The following is a 16,164-nucleotide window of genomic DNA, read 5'->3' as shown; positions in this document are numbered from 1 at the left end:
ATTAATTTAATTGTTTGCATTCTCTTTTGCCATTTCGCCAAGCTTGTAACCAATTTCCCGACAGGCTTTTTTATCTTCCTCGTAAGGTCTGAACTTGACCTGCATGCTTTCCATGGCAAGCTCGAATCTGCCACTCTCAAGCATCTTTTCCATACCCTTGACGGCTCCGCCTCCCCATCCGTAGGAACCGAACAGGAAGAATTTCTTACCCTTTGGTCGCAGTCCTTTCATATAGGTAATGAACCCGGATAAAGTGTAGAACATATCGTTATTCATTGTGGGGGCTCCGATGGCAACAATGGACGCATCCATTAGTTCTTTCATGGTAAGGCTCCAGTCATTCTTCCGCAGGTGCCTCAGGCGTACCTCTACCCCTGCTGACCTTGCACCTTCTACTATCTCCATTGCCATCTTTTCGGTGCTGCCCCACATGGTATCATAGATAACTATGACCTTCGGGGTAGTTTCCCCATTTGCCCATTTAAGGTATTGCGTCATTATCTTCGAAACATCCCTTCTCCAGATAACTCCATGTGCAGGAGCTATCATTTCAGGATGGACACCTATCTCCTTTAGTTTCTCGACATACTTGAGCACCTGAGAGCCGAATGGCAAAAGTATGTTGGCGTAGTAGATCCCTGCATCCTCTATCACATCATCAACCTCATCGTCAAAACGCTTCGAGGTTGCTACATGTTGCCCGAACGCATCATTCGAGAAGAGTAACGCATCCTCTTTAACGTAGGTCTGCATGCTGTCAGGCCAGTGTAGCATGGTGGCCTCTATGAACATAAGTGTCCTTTCTCCAAGGCTCAGTTCGTCACCGGTCTTGACAACGGTCAGGTCCCAGTCATGGAACCCTTCCTCTTTGTAGTATTCGGAAAGGCCTGACTGTCCCTTGGATGACGCAAACAGTTTTGCATTGGGCGCCACCTTCATAATGGTCGATATTGAGCTGGAATGGTCCATCTCAACGTGGTTCGAGATCACATAATCGATCTTTGAAGGGTCGACTATCTGCTCTATGCGCCTTAGCATCTCACCTGCAAAGGGTGCTTTCACCGTATCAATGAGGGCTATCTTCTCGTCGACAACGAGATATGCGTTGTAGCTACCTCCTTTCGGTGTCTCGTAGCCGTGGAAATCCCGCAGGTTCCAGTCAACTACCCCTACCCAGTATATGCCTTTGGCAAGTTCAACTGGTCTTTGATCATCCATTGAAGTATCTCCTTTTTATGTCTGCATCCTGAACTCGGTAGCAGCATCAAGTAATTCATCTATTATCATGTAGTGTCCCCGCTCGGCAGCAGCGACCTTCTCGAAGAACACACGCTGTTCCTCATCTTCCGCCCTCTTTGCAAGTTCTGTATAGAAATATTCGCTCTTGTGCTCAAAACGAAGGGCTGCAAGGAGAATCCCTATCTCTTCGAGTTTCTCATCCGAGAACTCCTCTGTGAAAGAGGCTTCGAATTTAGGATAATGGAATTCCACTTCAGGGACGTTCTTGCTTTCCCTGTACTGCTGAAGATATCCGGCATGTTTCTTTTCCTCATCAGCAAGGAATATATAGAGTTTACTGGCAGTCTCATTCCTCATAACGGACGCCTTCTCACTGTAGTACTGCATCCCCTCTTCCTCAAGTTCTATTGCCAGGGCGATAGCTTCATCAAGTGACTTCAGATGATCAAGCTCTTCTGCGATCTCTTGTAGTATGTCTTTCATTTTAGGATCTCCTTTAAAGCAACAAAATATCAAACTCAAATTACCATCGTTTCACAACAACGGTCAAACCCACTGTATGAAATCTTATCTTATTCTGGCTTAATATACCTTTCGAGCTTTGAACTATGATCTGTCTTCTTGCTCCTGTATATCCACAAAAAGTAGGCATCCACCCTTTATTTAGAAAACTTTTTATTTGTAACAATACATTACTCTGGTTATATTTATTTATCATTGATCTTTATGATCGCTTTTATAGAGGTAGTTGAATGGACAAGATCAAGATTGCAATTGCGGGTATTGGCAATTGCGCAAGCTCTCTGATACAAGGCATTGAATATTACAAAAACAAGGATGAAGAAGATGCAATAGGCCTTATGCACTGGGATGTCGGAGGATACAGGCCATTTGATATTGAAGTCGTTGCTGCCTTTGACATCGATGAGAGAAAAGTAGGAAAGGATGTATCAGAAGCTATCTTTGCACCGCCTAACTGTACTGCGGTATTCTGTCCGGAAATGCCTGCTACCGGTACGATAGTGAAGATGGGCCAGATCCTTGATGGTTATTCTGAGCACATGGCAGGCTACAGTGAGAACAGGAGTTTTATGCCTTCATCTGAGAAAGAAGCAGATATGGACCTGGTAGTAAAGGAATTGAAAGATTCCGGGGCAGAGATATTACTTAACTATCTTCCGGTAGGCTCAGAGGAAGCTACCCGTTTCTATGCTGAATGTGCACTTGAGGCAGGAGTGGCTTTCATCAACAATATGCCGGTTTTCATTGTAAGTGACCCTGAATGGGCATCAAAGTTCGAGGAAAAAGGCATCCCTATAATTGGTGATGATATAAAGGCACAATTAGGCGCTACCATCACTCACAGGACCCTTGCTGATCTCTTCCGCAAACGTGGTGTGAAACTGGAGAGGACCTACCAGCTTAACACAGGCGGTAACACTGATTTCCTTAACATGCTCAACAGGAACAGGCTCGCATCAAAGAAGGAATCCAAGACAGAGGCTGTCCAGTCCGTAGTAGGCCAGAGGATGGATGACGATAATATCCATGTTGGTCCAAGTGACTATGTTCCATGGCAGAACGATAACAAGCTGTGTTTCCTGAGGATGGAGGGCAAGCTTTTCGGTGATGTACCGATGAACATCGAGCTCCGTCTTTCCGTAGAGGATTCCCCTAATTCCGCAGGTGTGGTCATCGACGCTATCAGGTGCTGTAAGATCGCTCTTGAAAGGGGCATTGGTGGTATTCTTTATTCTCCTTCGTCCTATTTCATGAAGCATCCGCCAAAACAGTTCACGGATGACGAGGCCCATATGATGACAGACGAGTTCATCAAGGGACTGCGTGACAACTAATTGATATTCAATTAACATGACCTTTGCTGCCACAGGAAGGAAGCGCAGGATATTTGGCGTTGATTTCAGTGGTGCAAAGGATGCCTGTAAGAAGATATGGGTAAGCAGCGGCAGGCCTGCTGGCAATGGTCTGCATATAGATGAGTGTTACAGGATGGCAGATCGGCTGGATCCTGCAGTCATCTCTCATGCGGGACGGGATGAATGCTTTGCCGCACTGAGATCCCTTATCGTGAACAACAGTGATGCTGTTTTTGGTATCGACCTGTCCTTTTCCCTGCCTGCACAACTAATTGAGGGTGACTGGGAGGCTTTCATAGAGTCATTCCCTTCAAATTATCCATCTGCCGAAGAGTTCCGCGAATCCTGTCGCAGCCAGGCTGGTGGTAAGGAACTGAAACGTGTTTCTGAGATAAAGGCCAGAGTCCCATTTTCAGTATATAATCTAAGGTTATATAGGCAGACATATTATGGTATCAGGGACGTAATACGTCCTCTTGTGAGAGATGGTCTTGCATGTTTCCTTCCAATGCAGGAGGCAAAGGGAGGAAAACCGTGGCTCATCGAGATATGCCCTGCTTGTAGACTTAAGAAAGAGGATATGTACCTTTCCTACAAAGGAAAGGACGATGATAAACACAGTTCCAGGGTTCAGATACTTGAACATTTCATGAATAAGGGTCTTGTAATACCACATTCATTGCAGGAGCGGATCGTTGAGGATACTGAAGGTGATGCCCTTGACAGCATCATTGCAACGTACTCAACTTACACCTCACTTCCCGGATTGGGTGAGACCTCAAATACTTTGCCGGGAGACCAAGCAGTAGAAGGCTACACTTTTTTTTGAAATATGGCATGGTCTAAAAAGATCACGTGTCAAATCCACAGTTTGTGTCAACCCATTCCTTTGCCCTGTATATCTGCCTGAGCATCTCATCCATGTGTTCTTTCTCGATAAAGGGACTCATAGGGTATGATTTCAATGCAACTATTGTCCTGCAATCCCCTGTCGTCTTATAGTTGTCAGTATAGGATATCATGGCAGTACCTTCTTTTTGTGCCGTGGTGATCATGTGCTGTGCTATCCTCTGGTTGTATGAGTTGACCTTCTCTGTGAACTCCTCTTTTGTCTCATCACGCATCTCCTTCTGGAACAGGGGATTACCGTCAGTATCGAATTTTGTGTGGGGATAGATACGAAAATCAGTTACAAATGCAGGATTGTGTCTGTTCAGCAACTCAATATCCTGGCAATCGTCCATCATATCCCTCAGATAGTCGGCAGCAGTGATTAGATGTACTATGAGTGTCTCGTATCCCTGTCTCCCCATCAACATCATGTTTACCAGTGCCTTTTGTGCATAATTGGGCCTGCTTGATTCCAGGGTGAATGTCCCTGGCTGGTATCCTTCTCCGTGGAACAGGTATGGCATATCCTTTTTCTGTTTCTGGAGAAGTGCAAGGTCCTCTCTGTCCTGAATCACAAATGCGCTGCACAGGTATGGTGCCCATCCGGTCTTATGAAAGTCCACACCTACTGAATCCGCGTATTTCAGGTCGGTCATTTCGGAAAGTATCTTTCTTATCTCCTCCTGCAGCATATGTGGCAGGTGATCGATACATGTGTCTCCCCTGAATGTGAGGTATGGCCATCCGATAACTGCATCAGCATGTATATGTATCTGGTAATCCAGCTTTTTTTGTATTCTGTTGCGTAATTCCACTATATTCTTCAGAGGGTCTATGCCAAAAGCATCCGTTGTGCCCATTGTAGCAAATATCGTTCCAATGCGGGCGCCCTCGCGGATCGTTCTTTCCATTTCCTCTTCAAGGAGGTGGATGTCCATTACGTTATCATATGAAGGTATTGTCTTTACATTATCCAGCCCGACCCCTGTCCACAGGGCAGCGGACCTGATACTATAATGGGCGACATCGGAGCAGAAGAAATGTATCCTGTCCCTTATACCGGTGTTCTTTGAATCCGGGTCGGCCTTTTCGATCCCTATCCGTGCACCATAAAGATTACACCCGGTCCCTCCAAAGGTGAATATACCGCCGGCCTTTGTTGTATCATATCCAATAAGGTCAGCGAGCATGGCTATTGCCATTATCTCCGAACGTGCAGCACTCACTCCGTAGTCATCACTGATGGAGTTCTCATTATATCTTGCAGCCAGTGTCGCAGCAACGATCGAAAGTGCCGTGGTCGGTGGTACTACGTTCGACTGCATAAGAGGATGACCCCATATGTTTATCCCCTCATAGAGTCCGGTAATGAAGTTTCCTACGTCTGCTTCCTTTCTCATACTGTGAGGGAATTTTGTTTCCCTCATGATTCTCTCATAATCCAGTGGTTCTTTTTTTCCAATTATTGTGCCGTTCTCTTTACTGTTTATTTTTTTAAGCAGATCCTTCAGCATGAGTGCTATCCTGTCCTCATCGCCTTCGTGTCTGATAAAAAAAGAGCGCATAAGCTCAATATCCTTCATATGTATTCCCCACTCCTGGTTTTTTATGTATGAATTCTGATAGATCAGTCCTTGCTGATGCCAAGAATGTCGTATAGGTCATCTGGTTTTTCCAGGATGCTTATATTTTCCATCTGTGCAAGCTTTTCAGTATTTGTGACATCAACTTCGCGCATTTTCAGTTCCATTTCCCTTCCTTCAGGGGAAAATGTCTTTACACTCCCTCTTTTCTGGTCCACCGGGAGTATGTAGATCGGTGTACTTCCTTTTGCTGTCTGCGCAACCACATTCGTGACAAGGGTGTCTGCGATCCCGTATACTATTTTGGCAACAGTATTTGCAGTTGTAGGTGCAATAATAAGTGCATCATAGTGTCCCACCTGCAACGGACCTGCGATAAATGGTGAATTCGGTCCGCCTTCGGTCTTGAAGTTTGGAAAATCCTTCTGTATATCATTCCACATATGATACCACTTCATAACGGTCTCACCTTCTCTGGACAGGAAGACCATTATATCGATCTCGCTCTTCTCCTTGATATCTACCATTGTCTCATATGTCTCTTTTATCAGGTCACCTGATCCGGTGATTCCCCATGCAATTCTTTTCATAATCATGTACCTCCTTTCGTTCTAGTCTGATTCAATATCCGATCAATGATTCCTTGTGTATCATGCTGTCAGGTATCTTCATCTTGTGGAGCATTTCCAGCATGGAGTCCACCATTGGAGGCGGTCCGCATACATAGAAGACCCTCTCTGCATAATCCGGTAGCTCTTCCATGACCATGCTCTCGCAGATGCGCCCTCTGCATCCTGCCCAGTTATCCGAGGCCTTTGTGAGGGTGTTGAATACTGTAAGCTTCGGGTTTTCCTTCTTCATAGCTTCAAGCTCTTCTACGAATATCATATCCTGCTCTGTCCTGTCGCTGCACATGAGCATGATGTCCGTACTGAGTTTCAGATCAGTGGCATATTTGCAGATACTTATCATCGGTGTGATGCCGATACCACCACTTAGTAATGCTATCTTCTCATACTCGCCTTCGAATGTCATCTTTCCGAAAGGCCCACTTATATGTGCGGGATCTCCCACTTCCATTGCATCAAGCAGGTTCGAGTACTCATGACCTGTAAGTTTCTTCGTGAATTCAATATGTTCCTTCTCAGTAGGGCTGCTTGACAGGGTGAAAGGCTTGCCGGTCTTTTTTCCGTTGTCTTCAAGTGTTACCGTGATATACTGGCCAGCTTTAAAATCGAATGCTTCCGGTCTTCTGAACCTGAAACTCTTCACATTATATGCCCGCTTTATTATTTCGGTCACAGGTTCTTCGAATTTCAAGCTTGCACCCCTATTTTATATTCTTCATGGTGATGACGGTCTTCATCATCTTGTTGATGGTCCTGTGAAGTGTCCTCAATCCTTCGGAATCCTCTGCAGCACCCTTGGCACCTTTGTCCTGTGACCAGAAGCTTCCTCCAAGGTTGGAACCAAAGGAACCACCTGCAACAGGTATCATCTCGCTGATGATGTAAAAATTGTGAATTGTCTGCATGGCAGGTTCCTGTCCGCCTACGCGGTCGCCGCCCACTGCTGCTGCGGCACCGACCTTGTTCAGGAAGGCTTTGGGGTCACGGGCAACCACAGCCCGGCACCTGTCCATAATCGTCTTTGTCTGGGCACTCAATGTGCCCTGGTATACCGGAGTGCCGATGATCCATGCATCTGCCCAGAGCATCTTGTCATAGAGGTCCACAAGGTCATCCTTGTGAATGCATCCTTCTTTCTTACGAACACAGTGATCACAGTGGATGCAGAACTTCATGTTCTTTGCTCTTGCAGAGAAATATTCAACCTCTACGTTATCATATTTCTCCTGGGCATACCGGAGAGCTTCATTGACAATGTAGTCTGTTGAGCCTTTCCTCGGACTACCTGATATCCCGAGAAGTTTGATGCTGGTATCATCGGACATTAGGTCACTCCGTTTTTCTTAGTCCAGTGTTATTGCTTCCTGTGGGCAGGCATCAACACATACCCCACATTCCACACAGTCATCAGGGCGTGCGATAACGGATCTGGGATTCCCGTTCTCGTCTTCCACAATGTCTATAACATCTGTAGGGCATGATTCAGCACATGCTCCGATCCCTTCACATTTGTCTAAGTCTACTTCTGGTGGCATTTTTCATTTCCTCCTTTTTATCTTCTAAATAAGTACATCATTATGACCAGAGCCATGGATGTCGCAAGAATGCCGAATCCCGGTGTCGACTCTGTTGTTCTTTCTTCAGGTGGTGTCGCAGGGTCGTATATTGTGGCTGATATCTCGTTCATGGCGATCACAGGAACTTCCGTATCCTCTCCCATAAGCTTATCGATCAGTTCCTGGGGAGCAGACCGGTAGTTCAGGGTGGCCTTTACTGTCAGTGGATAAGCCACATCATCAGGGACCGTGAAATTATGTTCTTCTGTCACTGTCTCTTTCGGACCTATCCTGTTATCCTCAAGCACTCTGTCAGCCAGCCAGAAGCTTTCTGTGGCGTTCCCTTCACTGTTACCGAGAACATTATTGTAGATCAGCTTTTCTCCTTCTATGGTCCCGTCCTCATCGAGTGTTCCGGCGGTATATATCTCGTTACCTTCGCTGTCTGTGACGATCATTTCGACCCATATCTGCCTGATCTCGGAAACCCCGGTTGGTATACTGTGTCCGGCACCTGAATTGGTGATCGATGCCTCGATGATCACTTCCTCTCCTGAAGCTGCCATCTCTGGTGTCTTAACTTCTACAGTGGCAGCTCTTTGAAGTCTTTCAACTGCCATTTCAGCTACGTTATCAGCACCGAACATCGGAGGTATGAATGCATTTCCTCCTACGATGTCATGTGAGGAGATGTGGTCCCTTTTAGGTGCGCCAGAGCCTGCACGTCCGGGGTTAGCCTCGAACTCTGTGATACCCTCTGTCATGTGGCAGTCCTGGCAGGCGACATTATCGTCTCCATACTGGCTTTCTTTCCATGTGGAGTATGTGTCATCTATAACAAGTCCATTGACGGGATGTATGACCTGATGGCACATACCACAGTATTCAGACCGGGTATAGAGTTCAAGATATTCTGAACCGTGGAATGCAGACCTTGAGTCATCGAAAGGTCCCCATTTAGTGTCCCCTGGTGTGACTATGAAGGGTGCGTTGCCTGTTCCGTTGCTTCCTGATACTACGTGACAGAAGTCACACTGCACTCCATGTTTGGCGATTTCGCTCATCTGTGATCCGTCAATTGGTGGTATCTCGCCGGATGTGACTCCGATGGGTGTGTGACAACGGGAGCAGAACTCATCTACCAGTCCATCGGTGTCTTCACTTGCAACCTTTACCTCTTCCAGATAGAACGGGTCAAGATATGCATTGAAGTGCATCGTTCCTTCCCAGTCGGCATATATGATCGCATGGCATTGCCCGCATCTGTCCGCATCGGTGAACTCATCCGATGATAGCTCTCCGAACTTCGTAACCTCTGCAGCGAATGCAGGAATCCCTGTCATTGATAATAGTAAAACTATCGTCACAAAAAGCAGGCTGCCCTTTACAATGGTCCCCCTCATATCCTCTCCTCTCATTGGGTCATTATTGTAGAATGATAAGTTCCGGAGGGACCGGAAAGGTCCCTGCAGGATGTTTTATTTGAGCTGCTTAAGTGCATCTCTGCATGCAGCAACAGCAGGAGCACCGGATGTGATGAAAATGACATCCATTACTTCCATGATCTCTTCCTTTGTTGCACCGTTGTTCAGTGCGCTCTTCATCTGTGATACGACACAGCGTTCACACTGCTTGGATGCGACGATCGCAAGAGCCATCAGTATCTTTGTCTTTGCAGGAAGCGCACCATCCTTGAGCAACCTGTGGTTGCACATGTTGTACTTTTGAAGGAACTCAGGTTCGAGCTCTCCAAGTACTTCCAGTATCTGTGGTGTAAATCCTAACTTGTCGGACATGTCTCCTACTATCTCCTCATGTCCGCATCCTTTTCCACTACCTCTTTCTCCGCACATTTTCATTTCACTCCTCTTGTATCTCAATAGAATTCTCAGTCAAATGAATCCTCGATCGTCTGGTCGAAACAATACTGGCACAGAAGCCTTGGCAGTCCGTTAGGGAGCCTCTCCACGTTAGGTGGCTGGCCTACTGATACCGGGAGTTCCAGTTCCTTCTTGTGGTCTGTACAAAGGCCTTTTCCACAAGCGATACAGACGCATGTTGCTTCTGCGTCCTTTCCTTCTTCCATGCAGTCATAACATTTCATCATGATATCACCTAGTAATTCTCCTTAAGGGCCTTGTGGCAGGGCATGCAGAGTACCTTCTTCCAGTGCTGTACATCCTTGTAGTCACAGGAAATGCCCATTCCGCACTTCAGTTTGATACTGTATTCGCCTTCCCATACAGGTGTCTCTTCTCTGACGTGGTGGTCCTTACAAACCCCTCTTCCACAAATGATACAGATACCTATCGTATCGCTATCTGTTCCATCTTTTTCACACTCGTAGCATTTCATGATGATCACTTCGTTTAAAACTCAATGTCTCTCAAACGATCCTTTAAACATCCATGCCTTGCAGATGCTCATATTCTCATATGAGGTGATGGCCCAATAACTCCCTGAAATTGCCATCTCCTGCAAAATATGAATAATATTTCATCTGACAGTTACCGGATATATCTGTAACGGTAAGTTCATATTTATTTTTTAGATAGTGTTGTGGTGTGGAAGTTCTCTGTAGTTGCACAATATATCTAGTGAAACATATTTTCATATATTGTAATTTTAGCATTGGGTTGGGGTGCTTTTTTTCACTTGTTATCCCGATGTCAAACCAACAAAGTTTTAAATATGTATAGATACCTGAATAGCAACACTCTTTAGAGGAGGATTCAAATGACTTTTGGAATAGAATTTGTACCAAGTGACCCAGTACTGAAAATCGCTCACTACGCAAAGCTCGCTGAACAGCAGGGTTTTGACAATGTATGGATTACAGACCACTACAACAACCGTGATGTATACTCAACCTTAACCGTGCTCGCAATGAACACAAACAGTATCAAGCTCGGAACAGGTGTAACAAACCCATACACAAGGAACGCAGCTATCACAGCATCAAGCATTGCATCCCTTAACGAGATCTCAGGCGGCCGTGCAATCCTCGGTCTTGGTCCTGGAGACAAGGCAACCTTCGATGCAATGGGAATCGCATGGGACAAGCCACTCACAACAACAAAGGAAAGCATCGAGGCTATCCGTGGCTTCATCGCAGGTGAGAAAGTAACTATGGACGGCGACATGGTCAAGTTCGGCGGTGCAAAGATGGCATTCAAGGCTGGAAACGTACCTATCTACATGGGTGCACAGGGTCCAAAGATGCTCGAGCTCGCAGGAGAGGTATCAGACGGTGTACTGATCAATGCATCACACCCTAAGGACTTCGAAGTAGCTGTACAGCAGATCGCAGCAGGTGCAAAGAAGGCAGGCCGTGACCCTAAGGACGTTGACGTAGCAGCATACGCATGCTTCTCAATTGACAAGGACGCTGCAAAGGCAAAGAGTGCAGCACAGATCGTAGTCGCATTCATCGTTGCAGGTTCACCTGACATGGTACTTGAGCGCCACGGAATCGATGTAGCAGCAAAGGCTGACATCGGCGGAGCTATCGCAAAGGGTGACTTCGGTGCACTCATGGGCGGTATGGTCACAAATGACATGATGGACGCATTCTCTATCAGTGGAACACCTGATGACTGTAAGGCAAGGATCAACGAACTGCTCGACATCGGTGTAACACAGATCGTCGCAGGTTCCCCGATCGGACCTAACAAAGAGAAGGCCATCAAGCTCATCGGTAAAGAGATCATTGGATAAACAAAATTAAAGAACGTCGGAGGCAGTTAATGGCCCATCCAAAAATATTAGAGGTCATTGATCACGACGTCTGTACTGCTTGTGGGGCATGTGTTTCAGCATGCCCTGCTGGTGCTATTGTCATGAACAAGCATGCAGAGGTCCGTGACCCTGATAATTTAGAATTATACGTCAAAGGAGCAGCACCAAATGTATGTGAGGGATGTCTCACATGCGGAAGGCTCTGTCCTGTAATTGACGGATATGAAGAAGACGAATTCGCAAATGTAAAAGAGTTCTTCGGAGCAAAGAGTACCATTAAAGGTCAGGACGGTGGTGTTACCTCACTACTGGCAAAGGCTTTGCTTGAGACTGGTGCGGTAGATTGTTTCGTCGGTATCGCCAGGGATGACAAATGGGGTACTGAACTTGTCCTTATGACCAAACCGGAAGATGTTGACAGGACAACAGGTACAAAGTATACCTACGATTCAGTACTTTCAGCACTCAGGGAACCTTTTGAGAAATACGATAAGATCGGTGTGATTGGTGTACCCTGCCAGGCACATGGCGCACGTCTTCTCTTAGAGAATAACAACGACAAGATCGTTGTAATCCTTGGTCTGCTGTGCATGGAGAGTTTCTACCATGATATCATGACCGAGAAGGTTGTTCCTGAGATCATGGGACTCAATGCAGAAGATGTTGTCAAGATGGACTTCGGTAAAGGTAAGTTCTGGAACTACACAAAGGACGGCGAAGCCCACAGTGTAAAGATCCCAGAGGTTGCACCCCATGCAAGGAATCCATGTCACCACTGCTGTGATTACACATCAGTTTCCGCAGATATCTCATTGGGATCTGTTGGTACACCGGACGGCTGGAACTGTGTGCTCATCCGCACAGAAGTAGGCAAGAAGATGTTCGAGCTTGTAAAGGACAAGGTCGAGATCATGGAGGATCCAAAACCAGGAATGGATCTGATCGCTAAGCTTGCCAAGATGAAACACGATAACAACTCAGGACACTATCTTGAAGTCTGTGAGAAGTTCACATTCGACGAATGTGGCATTCACTGATGGTTATCACATATGCATATGAGAAGGGCGTTCTATATAGGACGCTTCCAACCATTCCATCTCGGACATTATTCAATTATAAATGATATTGCCCGGGATGTGGATGAGGTAGTAATTGGCATAGGCAGTGCGCAGAAAAGCCACGAGCCTAAGAATCCATTTACCGCAGGTGAGCGCGTAATGATGATAAGGCATGCTCTTGAGGATGCCGATGTGATGCATTACGCGATCCCGCTGGAAGACCTGCAAAGGAATGCTGTGTGGGTCTCTCACATTATTTCTATGACACCACCATTTGATGTGGTCTATTCTAATAATCCATTAGTTGTACGCCTGTTCGAGGAAGCTGGTATTACCGTGGAGCAACCTCCAATGTACCAGAGGGACGGTTATTCCGGCAGCGAGATAAGAAGACGTATGCTGGCCGATGAGAACTGGAAAGAACTCGTTCCAGAGGAAGTTGTTGATGTGATCGACGAGATAGATGGTGTCAACAGGCTTAAAAGTGTATCAAGGTCCGACAACACATATAAGGATTAGTCGACAAGACTCCCCTCACGTCTCTGTGATCTTCAACTTATTCTCTGAATTAAAAAAGTATCTTTCCTTCAATAACAGTTACCGCTTTGCCTGAGAGCAATACTCTGTCACGCTTCACCTGTACTCTGACAACTCCTCCCCTTGTGGATGCCTGATAGGCAGTAAAACTATTTTTTCCAAGCTTCTTCATCCAGTAAGGTCCGAGGCAGCAATGAGCTGAACCTGTGACAGGATCTTCAGGTATCCCGATAGCAGGTGCAAAGAGTCTTGATACGAAATCATATTCATCAGAACTGGAAAGAGCTGTTACACTAAAACCTCTTGTAGTGATAGTTGAAAGCCGGGTAAGGTCCGGGTCGATCGCCCTTAACTCTTCCTCAGAACAGACCTCAATAATATAATCGAATACACTCCTGCCAACATAGACAGGTTCTATCCCCAGAGCCTCGCTTAGTCCTTCCGGTATCTCACTCTCTTCCTCTAAAAGCGCAGGAAAATCAAGTTCTATCCATCCGTCTTTCAGACTGGCAGTAAGAGTTCCACTCTTTGTATGGAATTCCAGAACATCTTTTTTATCGGCAAAGTCCTTTTCCCATAGTATATGGGCACTTGCCAGCGTTGCATGGCCGCAGAGATCGACCTCTGTATCAGGTGCGAACCAGCGCAAGTTGTATCCTTTGCCATCAGGGTAGAGGAAAGCAGTCTCAGAAAGATTCATTTCCCTTGCAACAGTCTGCATCCACTCCTCATTTGCAGCTTGTTCAAGGATACAAACTCCGGCAGGGTTACCTTTAAACGGTTCATCGGTAAAGGCATCTACCTGGTATATGGAGGTCATTTCAGCTATTCCCGCCTCCACCTTACGCCTTCCTTTCCATCTTCGATAATGATACCTTTCTCCTTGAGTTCATCACGGATAGCATCAGCCTTTGCCCAGTCCTTTTCAGCACGTGCCTTTTCCCTGAGCTCTATCATCCCGTTGATCTCCTCATCTGAAAGGCCGGTATCATCGCTCTCTGAAGGACTTTCTTTCTCGGTGAAGATACCAAGCACTCCATCTATCTCTGCAAAGAAGTCGAGAACTCGCCTGAGTGCTTCACGACCCGGGTTCTCACTGCTGATGATGGAATTGACCTTGCGACCGAAAACGAACATACTGCCGATGGCTTCCCTTGTATTGAAGTCGTCATCCATTGCAGTCATGAACTCATCCCTTGTTGTATCGATAAGCTCATCCAGTCCGGCGTCGTTGTCATCTTCAGGTGCACTGTCCAGTGCATGCTCAACGTTGGATATGGAGTTCAATAATCTCTTTCTTGCCCTGCCTGCTTCCTCCAGTGCATCCTCGCTGAAGTCGATAGTGCTTCTGTAATGAGTATAAACGATGAAGAATCGTATTGTTCCGGCAGGGAATTTACCGAGTACCTCCTTTATGGTGAAGAAGTTCCCGAGGGATTTTGACATCTTCTCCTTATCGATGGTAAGGAATCCGTTATGCATCCAGTACTTGCTGAAAGGATGCTTTCCTGTGCAGCTCTCTGACTGGTGTATCTCTGCCTCATGGTGAGGGAATATAAGGTCCATGCCGCCGCCGTGGATGTCAAGCTGTTCTGAGCCGTACTTTGCGGACATCACCGAACATTCGATGTGCCATCCGGGTCTTCCCCTGCCCCATGGGCTGTCCCATCCGATCTCATCTTCAGGCGAGACCTTCCAGAGAACGAAGTCAAGCTGGTATCGTTTGTCATCTTCCACATCCACTCTGCTGCCGGAGCCTTCCAGAAGTCCTTCTGCGGTCTGGTGGCTCAATACTCCGATCTTCTCTTCAGATCTGGTGAGGTCGTAGTATACATTGCCTTTGTGGGTCACATAGGCAGCTCCTTTCTGCACAAGAGTTTCAATGGTGCTGATGATCTCATTTATGTGTTCCGTTACCTTAGGGCGGGTATCAGGTGACAACACTGCAAGGGTTTCCATATCTTCTATGAAGGAATCGGTGAATTTCCTTGACAGTTCAAGAGGATCTTCTCCGCTCTCCCTGGCCCTGTTGATCACCTTGTCATCCACATCCGTGATATTGGAGATGTAGTTGACGTCATATCCTCTATAGCTCAGGTAGCGTCTGATCACATCAAAGGAAACGTAACTCCTGGCGTGTCCGAGGTGGCAGTGGTCATACACCGTAGGTCCGCAAACATACATGTTCACCTTCTTTCCATGAAAGGGGATGAAATCTTTCAGTTCTCTTGTCAGTGTATTATATATCTTCAGTGCCACAGTAGAACTCCTTTAATGTGTGTAAAAGGATGCCGAGGGGAAGATTCGAACTCCCGAAAAACCGCTCTGCAGGCGGTCACATTAGCCACTCTGTCACCTCGGCATGAGGAAAGATGAGTTACACAATTTGTGTTCCTACTTACTCTATTATCTGTTATCTTTAAAAACCTGCGTTTGAGGCAAGTATTGTTATTATATACGCACTGCTCTTTCAAAAATGTGTCACTTTCAGAGTGATCTAGTCAAAGAAGTAGTCACTCCAGTCCACAGAACCCGGCCTGAACTCCTTTTCAAGTTCATCGGTATCCCCGTTTCGAAGTCCCCTGATGATTCTCTCGATATCCCCGAAGGTTCCTTCCACATTCCCTGCTGTCGTATCGATCTCAAAGACCTTTGCGCACCATTCCACCGCTTCGGCAAGAATGATGTCAAGGGCTTCTGCTTCTAGATTCTCCCGCACTTTATCAGCAGAGTAATTCCTTTTTTCGAGTCTTCCTTTCAGTATCGCAGGTGATGTCCTCAGAACGATGACGATATCAGCTATATGATGTGAAAGATGGCTGTCAACTATGGTAACGGCATAGAAACTATCCTGTAATTCCAGGATCCTGTCATACACCCTGTCCATATCGGCTACCACACAGTCCCTTTCGGTATCCACCTCTGAGTAGAGCTTCTCTTCTTTTATCAGCTCGTTCAGATGGATCACCTGATAGAAAGGGTCCTTTTCGAGAAGTTTGGTCACCGAGGTCTTCCCTGTCCCCGGTGTGCCTGTGATACCGATAAACATAGTCAAC

The 16,164-nt window shown here is 46.4% G+C and carries 19 protein-coding genes and 1 tRNA gene; 5 read left to right on the top strand and 15 right to left on the bottom strand.

Annotation, left to right across the window (positions count from 1 at the left end; genetic code table 11):
• Positions 1–6: 6 nt before the first annotated feature.
• Together V7O63_RS01535 and V7O63_RS01530 are read right to left on the bottom strand one after the other, a co-directional pair.
• Positions 7–1,218 carry an FprA family A-type flavoprotein gene (locus tag V7O63_RS01535; protein WP_340819523.1) on the bottom strand — a complete coding sequence of 404 codons (1,212 nt, stop codon included), beginning with the start codon at positions 1,216–1,218 and terminating at the stop codon, positions 7–9.
• Positions 1,219–1,233: 15 nt separating this feature from the next.
• A complete protein-coding gene (locus V7O63_RS01530; RefSeq protein WP_340819521.1) occupies positions 1,234–1,722 on the bottom strand; it encodes a ferritin family protein in 489 nt (162 codons plus the stop codon).
• Positions 1,723–1,991: 269 nt separating this feature from the next.
• On the opposite strand from V7O63_RS01530, the gene V7O63_RS01525 reads away from it, so the two are divergent.
• Positions 1,992–3,095 (top strand): inositol-3-phosphate synthase, encoded by a 1,104-nt coding sequence (locus tag V7O63_RS01525; protein ID WP_340819519.1) that lies wholly within the window; start codon positions 1,992–1,994, stop codon positions 3,093–3,095.
• 16 nt (positions 3,096–3,111) lie between these two features.
• Complete coding sequence (locus tag V7O63_RS01520; protein WP_340819517.1) at positions 3,112–3,945, top strand: hypothetical protein; 834 nt, start codon at positions 3,112–3,114, stop codon at positions 3,943–3,945.
• Positions 3,946–3,967: 22 nt separating this feature from the next.
• On the opposite strand, the gene V7O63_RS01515 is transcribed toward V7O63_RS01520, so the two are convergent.
• The 9 genes from V7O63_RS01515 to V7O63_RS01475 form a co-directional block, all read right to left on the bottom strand.
• On the bottom strand, positions 3,968–5,590 hold the full coding sequence (locus tag V7O63_RS01515) for a pyridoxal-dependent decarboxylase (RefSeq protein WP_340819516.1): 1,623 nt from the start codon (positions 5,588–5,590) through the stop codon (positions 3,968–3,970).
• 44 nt (positions 5,591–5,634) lie between these two features.
• Positions 5,635–6,180 carry an archaeoflavoprotein AfpA gene (gene afpA, locus V7O63_RS01510; RefSeq protein ID WP_340819514.1) on the bottom strand — a complete coding sequence of 182 codons (546 nt, stop codon included), beginning with the start codon at positions 6,178–6,180 and terminating at the stop codon, positions 5,635–5,637.
• A gap of 31 nt (positions 6,181–6,211) precedes the next feature.
• A complete protein-coding gene (locus tag V7O63_RS01505; RefSeq protein WP_340819512.1) occupies positions 6,212–6,910 on the bottom strand; it encodes an FAD-binding oxidoreductase in 699 nt (232 codons plus the stop codon).
• Between the two features lie 10 nt (positions 6,911–6,920).
• On the bottom strand, positions 6,921–7,544 hold the full coding sequence (locus V7O63_RS01500) for a flavodoxin family protein (RefSeq protein WP_340819510.1): 624 nt from the start codon (positions 7,542–7,544) through the stop codon (positions 6,921–6,923).
• Positions 7,545–7,562: 18 nt separating this feature from the next.
• Positions 7,563–7,754 carry a ferredoxin family protein gene (locus tag V7O63_RS01495; RefSeq protein WP_340819508.1) on the bottom strand — a complete coding sequence of 64 codons (192 nt, stop codon included), beginning with the start codon at positions 7,752–7,754 and terminating at the stop codon, positions 7,563–7,565.
• 17 nt (positions 7,755–7,771) lie between these two features.
• Positions 7,772–9,178, bottom strand: a complete 1,407-nt coding sequence (locus V7O63_RS01490; RefSeq protein ID WP_340819507.1) for a multiheme c-type cytochrome — start codon at positions 9,176–9,178, stop codon at positions 7,772–7,774.
• Positions 9,179–9,253: 75 nt separating this feature from the next.
• Positions 9,254–9,628: a carboxymuconolactone decarboxylase family protein gene (locus V7O63_RS01485; RefSeq protein WP_340819505.1), complete on the bottom strand. Its 375-nt coding sequence runs from the start codon at positions 9,626–9,628 to the stop codon at positions 9,254–9,256.
• Between the two features lie 35 nt (positions 9,629–9,663).
• Positions 9,664–9,879, bottom strand: coding sequence for a DUF2180 family protein (locus V7O63_RS01480; RefSeq protein WP_340819503.1), 216 nt, complete (start codon positions 9,877–9,879; stop codon positions 9,664–9,666).
• Positions 9,880–9,890: 11 nt separating this feature from the next.
• A complete protein-coding gene (locus V7O63_RS01475) occupies positions 9,891–10,130 on the bottom strand; it encodes a DUF2180 family protein (protein ID WP_340819501.1) in 240 nt (79 codons plus the stop codon).
• Between the two features lie 381 nt (positions 10,131–10,511).
• Between V7O63_RS01475 and mer the strand changes: the two genes are divergently transcribed.
• The 3 genes from mer to V7O63_RS01460 are packed head-to-tail and all read left to right on the top strand — an operon-like array spanning position 10,512 to position 13,090.
• The gene (gene mer / locus V7O63_RS01470) at positions 10,512–11,492 is read left to right on the top strand and encodes a 5,10-methylenetetrahydromethanopterin reductase (protein ID WP_340819499.1); all 981 of its coding nucleotides are present in this window, start codon (positions 10,512–10,514) and stop codon (positions 11,490–11,492) included.
• 29 nt (positions 11,493–11,521) lie between these two features.
• On the top strand, positions 11,522–12,550 hold the full coding sequence (gene fpoF / locus V7O63_RS01465) for a F420H2 dehydrogenase subunit FpoF (RefSeq protein WP_340819498.1): 1,029 nt from the start codon (positions 11,522–11,524) through the stop codon (positions 12,548–12,550).
• 12 nt (positions 12,551–12,562) lie between these two features.
• Positions 12,563–13,090, top strand: coding sequence for a nicotinamide-nucleotide adenylyltransferase (locus V7O63_RS01460; RefSeq protein ID WP_340819496.1), 528 nt, complete (start codon positions 12,563–12,565; stop codon positions 13,088–13,090).
• A gap of 49 nt (positions 13,091–13,139) precedes the next feature.
• Here V7O63_RS01460 and V7O63_RS01455 read toward each other — a convergent pair whose 3' ends face one another.
• The 4 genes from V7O63_RS01455 to V7O63_RS01440 all read right to left on the bottom strand — a co-directional run bounded on the left by V7O63_RS01455 (position 13,140) and on the right by V7O63_RS01440 (position 16,157).
• Positions 13,140–13,928: a PhzF family phenazine biosynthesis protein gene (locus V7O63_RS01455; RefSeq protein ID WP_340819494.1), complete on the bottom strand. Its 789-nt coding sequence runs from the start codon at positions 13,926–13,928 to the stop codon at positions 13,140–13,142.
• Between the two features lie 5 nt (positions 13,929–13,933).
• Positions 13,934–15,367: a cysteine--tRNA ligase gene (gene cysS / locus V7O63_RS01450; protein ID WP_340819492.1), complete on the bottom strand. Its 1,434-nt coding sequence runs from the start codon at positions 15,365–15,367 to the stop codon at positions 13,934–13,936.
• Between the two features lie 30 nt (positions 15,368–15,397).
• Positions 15,398–15,470: transfer RNA gene (locus tag V7O63_RS01445), tRNA-Cys, on the bottom strand.
• Between the two features lie 135 nt (positions 15,471–15,605).
• Positions 15,606–16,157 (bottom strand): adenylate kinase family protein, encoded by a 552-nt coding sequence (locus V7O63_RS01440; protein ID WP_340819490.1) that lies wholly within the window; start codon positions 16,155–16,157, stop codon positions 15,606–15,608.
• Positions 16,158–16,164 lie beyond the last annotated feature (7 nt).

Origin of the sequence: Methanolobus sp. WCC4 (assembly GCF_038022665.1) — an archaeon.
Taxonomy (GTDB): Archaea; Halobacteriota; Methanosarcinia; order Methanosarcinales; family Methanosarcinaceae; genus Methanolobus.
Note: the sequence above shows the minus strand (reverse complement) of the source record. Positions and strands in the feature narration are given on the sequence as shown.

Bases quoted from the DNA above. Each gene is read 5' to 3' on its own strand.
- V7O63_RS01535 (WP_340819523.1), bottom strand. From the start codon at position 1,218: ATGGATGATCAAAGACCAGTTGAACTTGCCAAAGGCATATACTGGGTA.
- V7O63_RS01520 (WP_340819517.1), top strand. From the start codon at position 3,112: ATGACCTTTGCTGCCACAGGAAGGAAGCGCAGGATATTTGGCGTTGAT.
- V7O63_RS01500 (WP_340819510.1), bottom strand. From the start codon at position 7,544: ATGTCCGATGATACCAGCATCAAACTTCTCGGGATATCAGGTAGTCCG.
- V7O63_RS01495 (WP_340819508.1), bottom strand. From the start codon at position 7,754: ATGCCACCAGAAGTAGACTTAGACAAATGTGAAGGGATCGGAGCATGT.
- V7O63_RS01455 (WP_340819494.1), bottom strand. From the start codon at position 13,928: ATGACCTCCATATACCAGGTAGATGCCTTTACCGATGAACCGTTTAAA.
- V7O63_RS01480 (WP_340819503.1), bottom strand. From the start codon at position 9,879: ATGAAATGTTATGACTGCATGGAAGAAGGAAAGGACGCAGAAGCAACA.
- V7O63_RS01440 (WP_340819490.1), bottom strand. From the start codon at position 16,157: ATGTTTATCGGTATCACAGGCACACCGGGGACAGGGAAGACCTCGGTG.
- V7O63_RS01515 (WP_340819516.1), bottom strand. From the start codon at position 5,590: ATGAAGGATATTGAGCTTATGCGCTCTTTTTTTATCAGACACGAAGGC.
- V7O63_RS01525 (WP_340819519.1), top strand. From the start codon at position 1,992: ATGGACAAGATCAAGATTGCAATTGCGGGTATTGGCAATTGCGCAAGC.
- V7O63_RS01530 (WP_340819521.1), bottom strand. From the start codon at position 1,722: ATGAAAGACATACTACAAGAGATCGCAGAAGAGCTTGATCATCTGAAG.
- mer (WP_340819499.1), top strand. From the start codon at position 10,512: ATGACTTTTGGAATAGAATTTGTACCAAGTGACCCAGTACTGAAAATC.
- fpoF (WP_340819498.1), top strand. From the start codon at position 11,522: ATGGCCCATCCAAAAATATTAGAGGTCATTGATCACGACGTCTGTACT.
- V7O63_RS01490 (WP_340819507.1), bottom strand. From the start codon at position 9,178: ATGAGGGGGACCATTGTAAAGGGCAGCCTGCTTTTTGTGACGATAGTT.
- V7O63_RS01475 (WP_340819501.1), bottom strand. From the start codon at position 10,130: ATGAAATGCTACGAGTGTGAAAAAGATGGAACAGATAGCGATACGATA.
- afpA (WP_340819514.1), bottom strand. From the start codon at position 6,180: ATGAAAAGAATTGCATGGGGAATCACCGGATCAGGTGACCTGATAAAA.
- V7O63_RS01485 (WP_340819505.1), bottom strand. From the start codon at position 9,628: ATGTGCGGAGAAAGAGGTAGTGGAAAAGGATGCGGACATGAGGAGATA.
- V7O63_RS01460 (WP_340819496.1), top strand. From the start codon at position 12,563: ATGCATATGAGAAGGGCGTTCTATATAGGACGCTTCCAACCATTCCAT.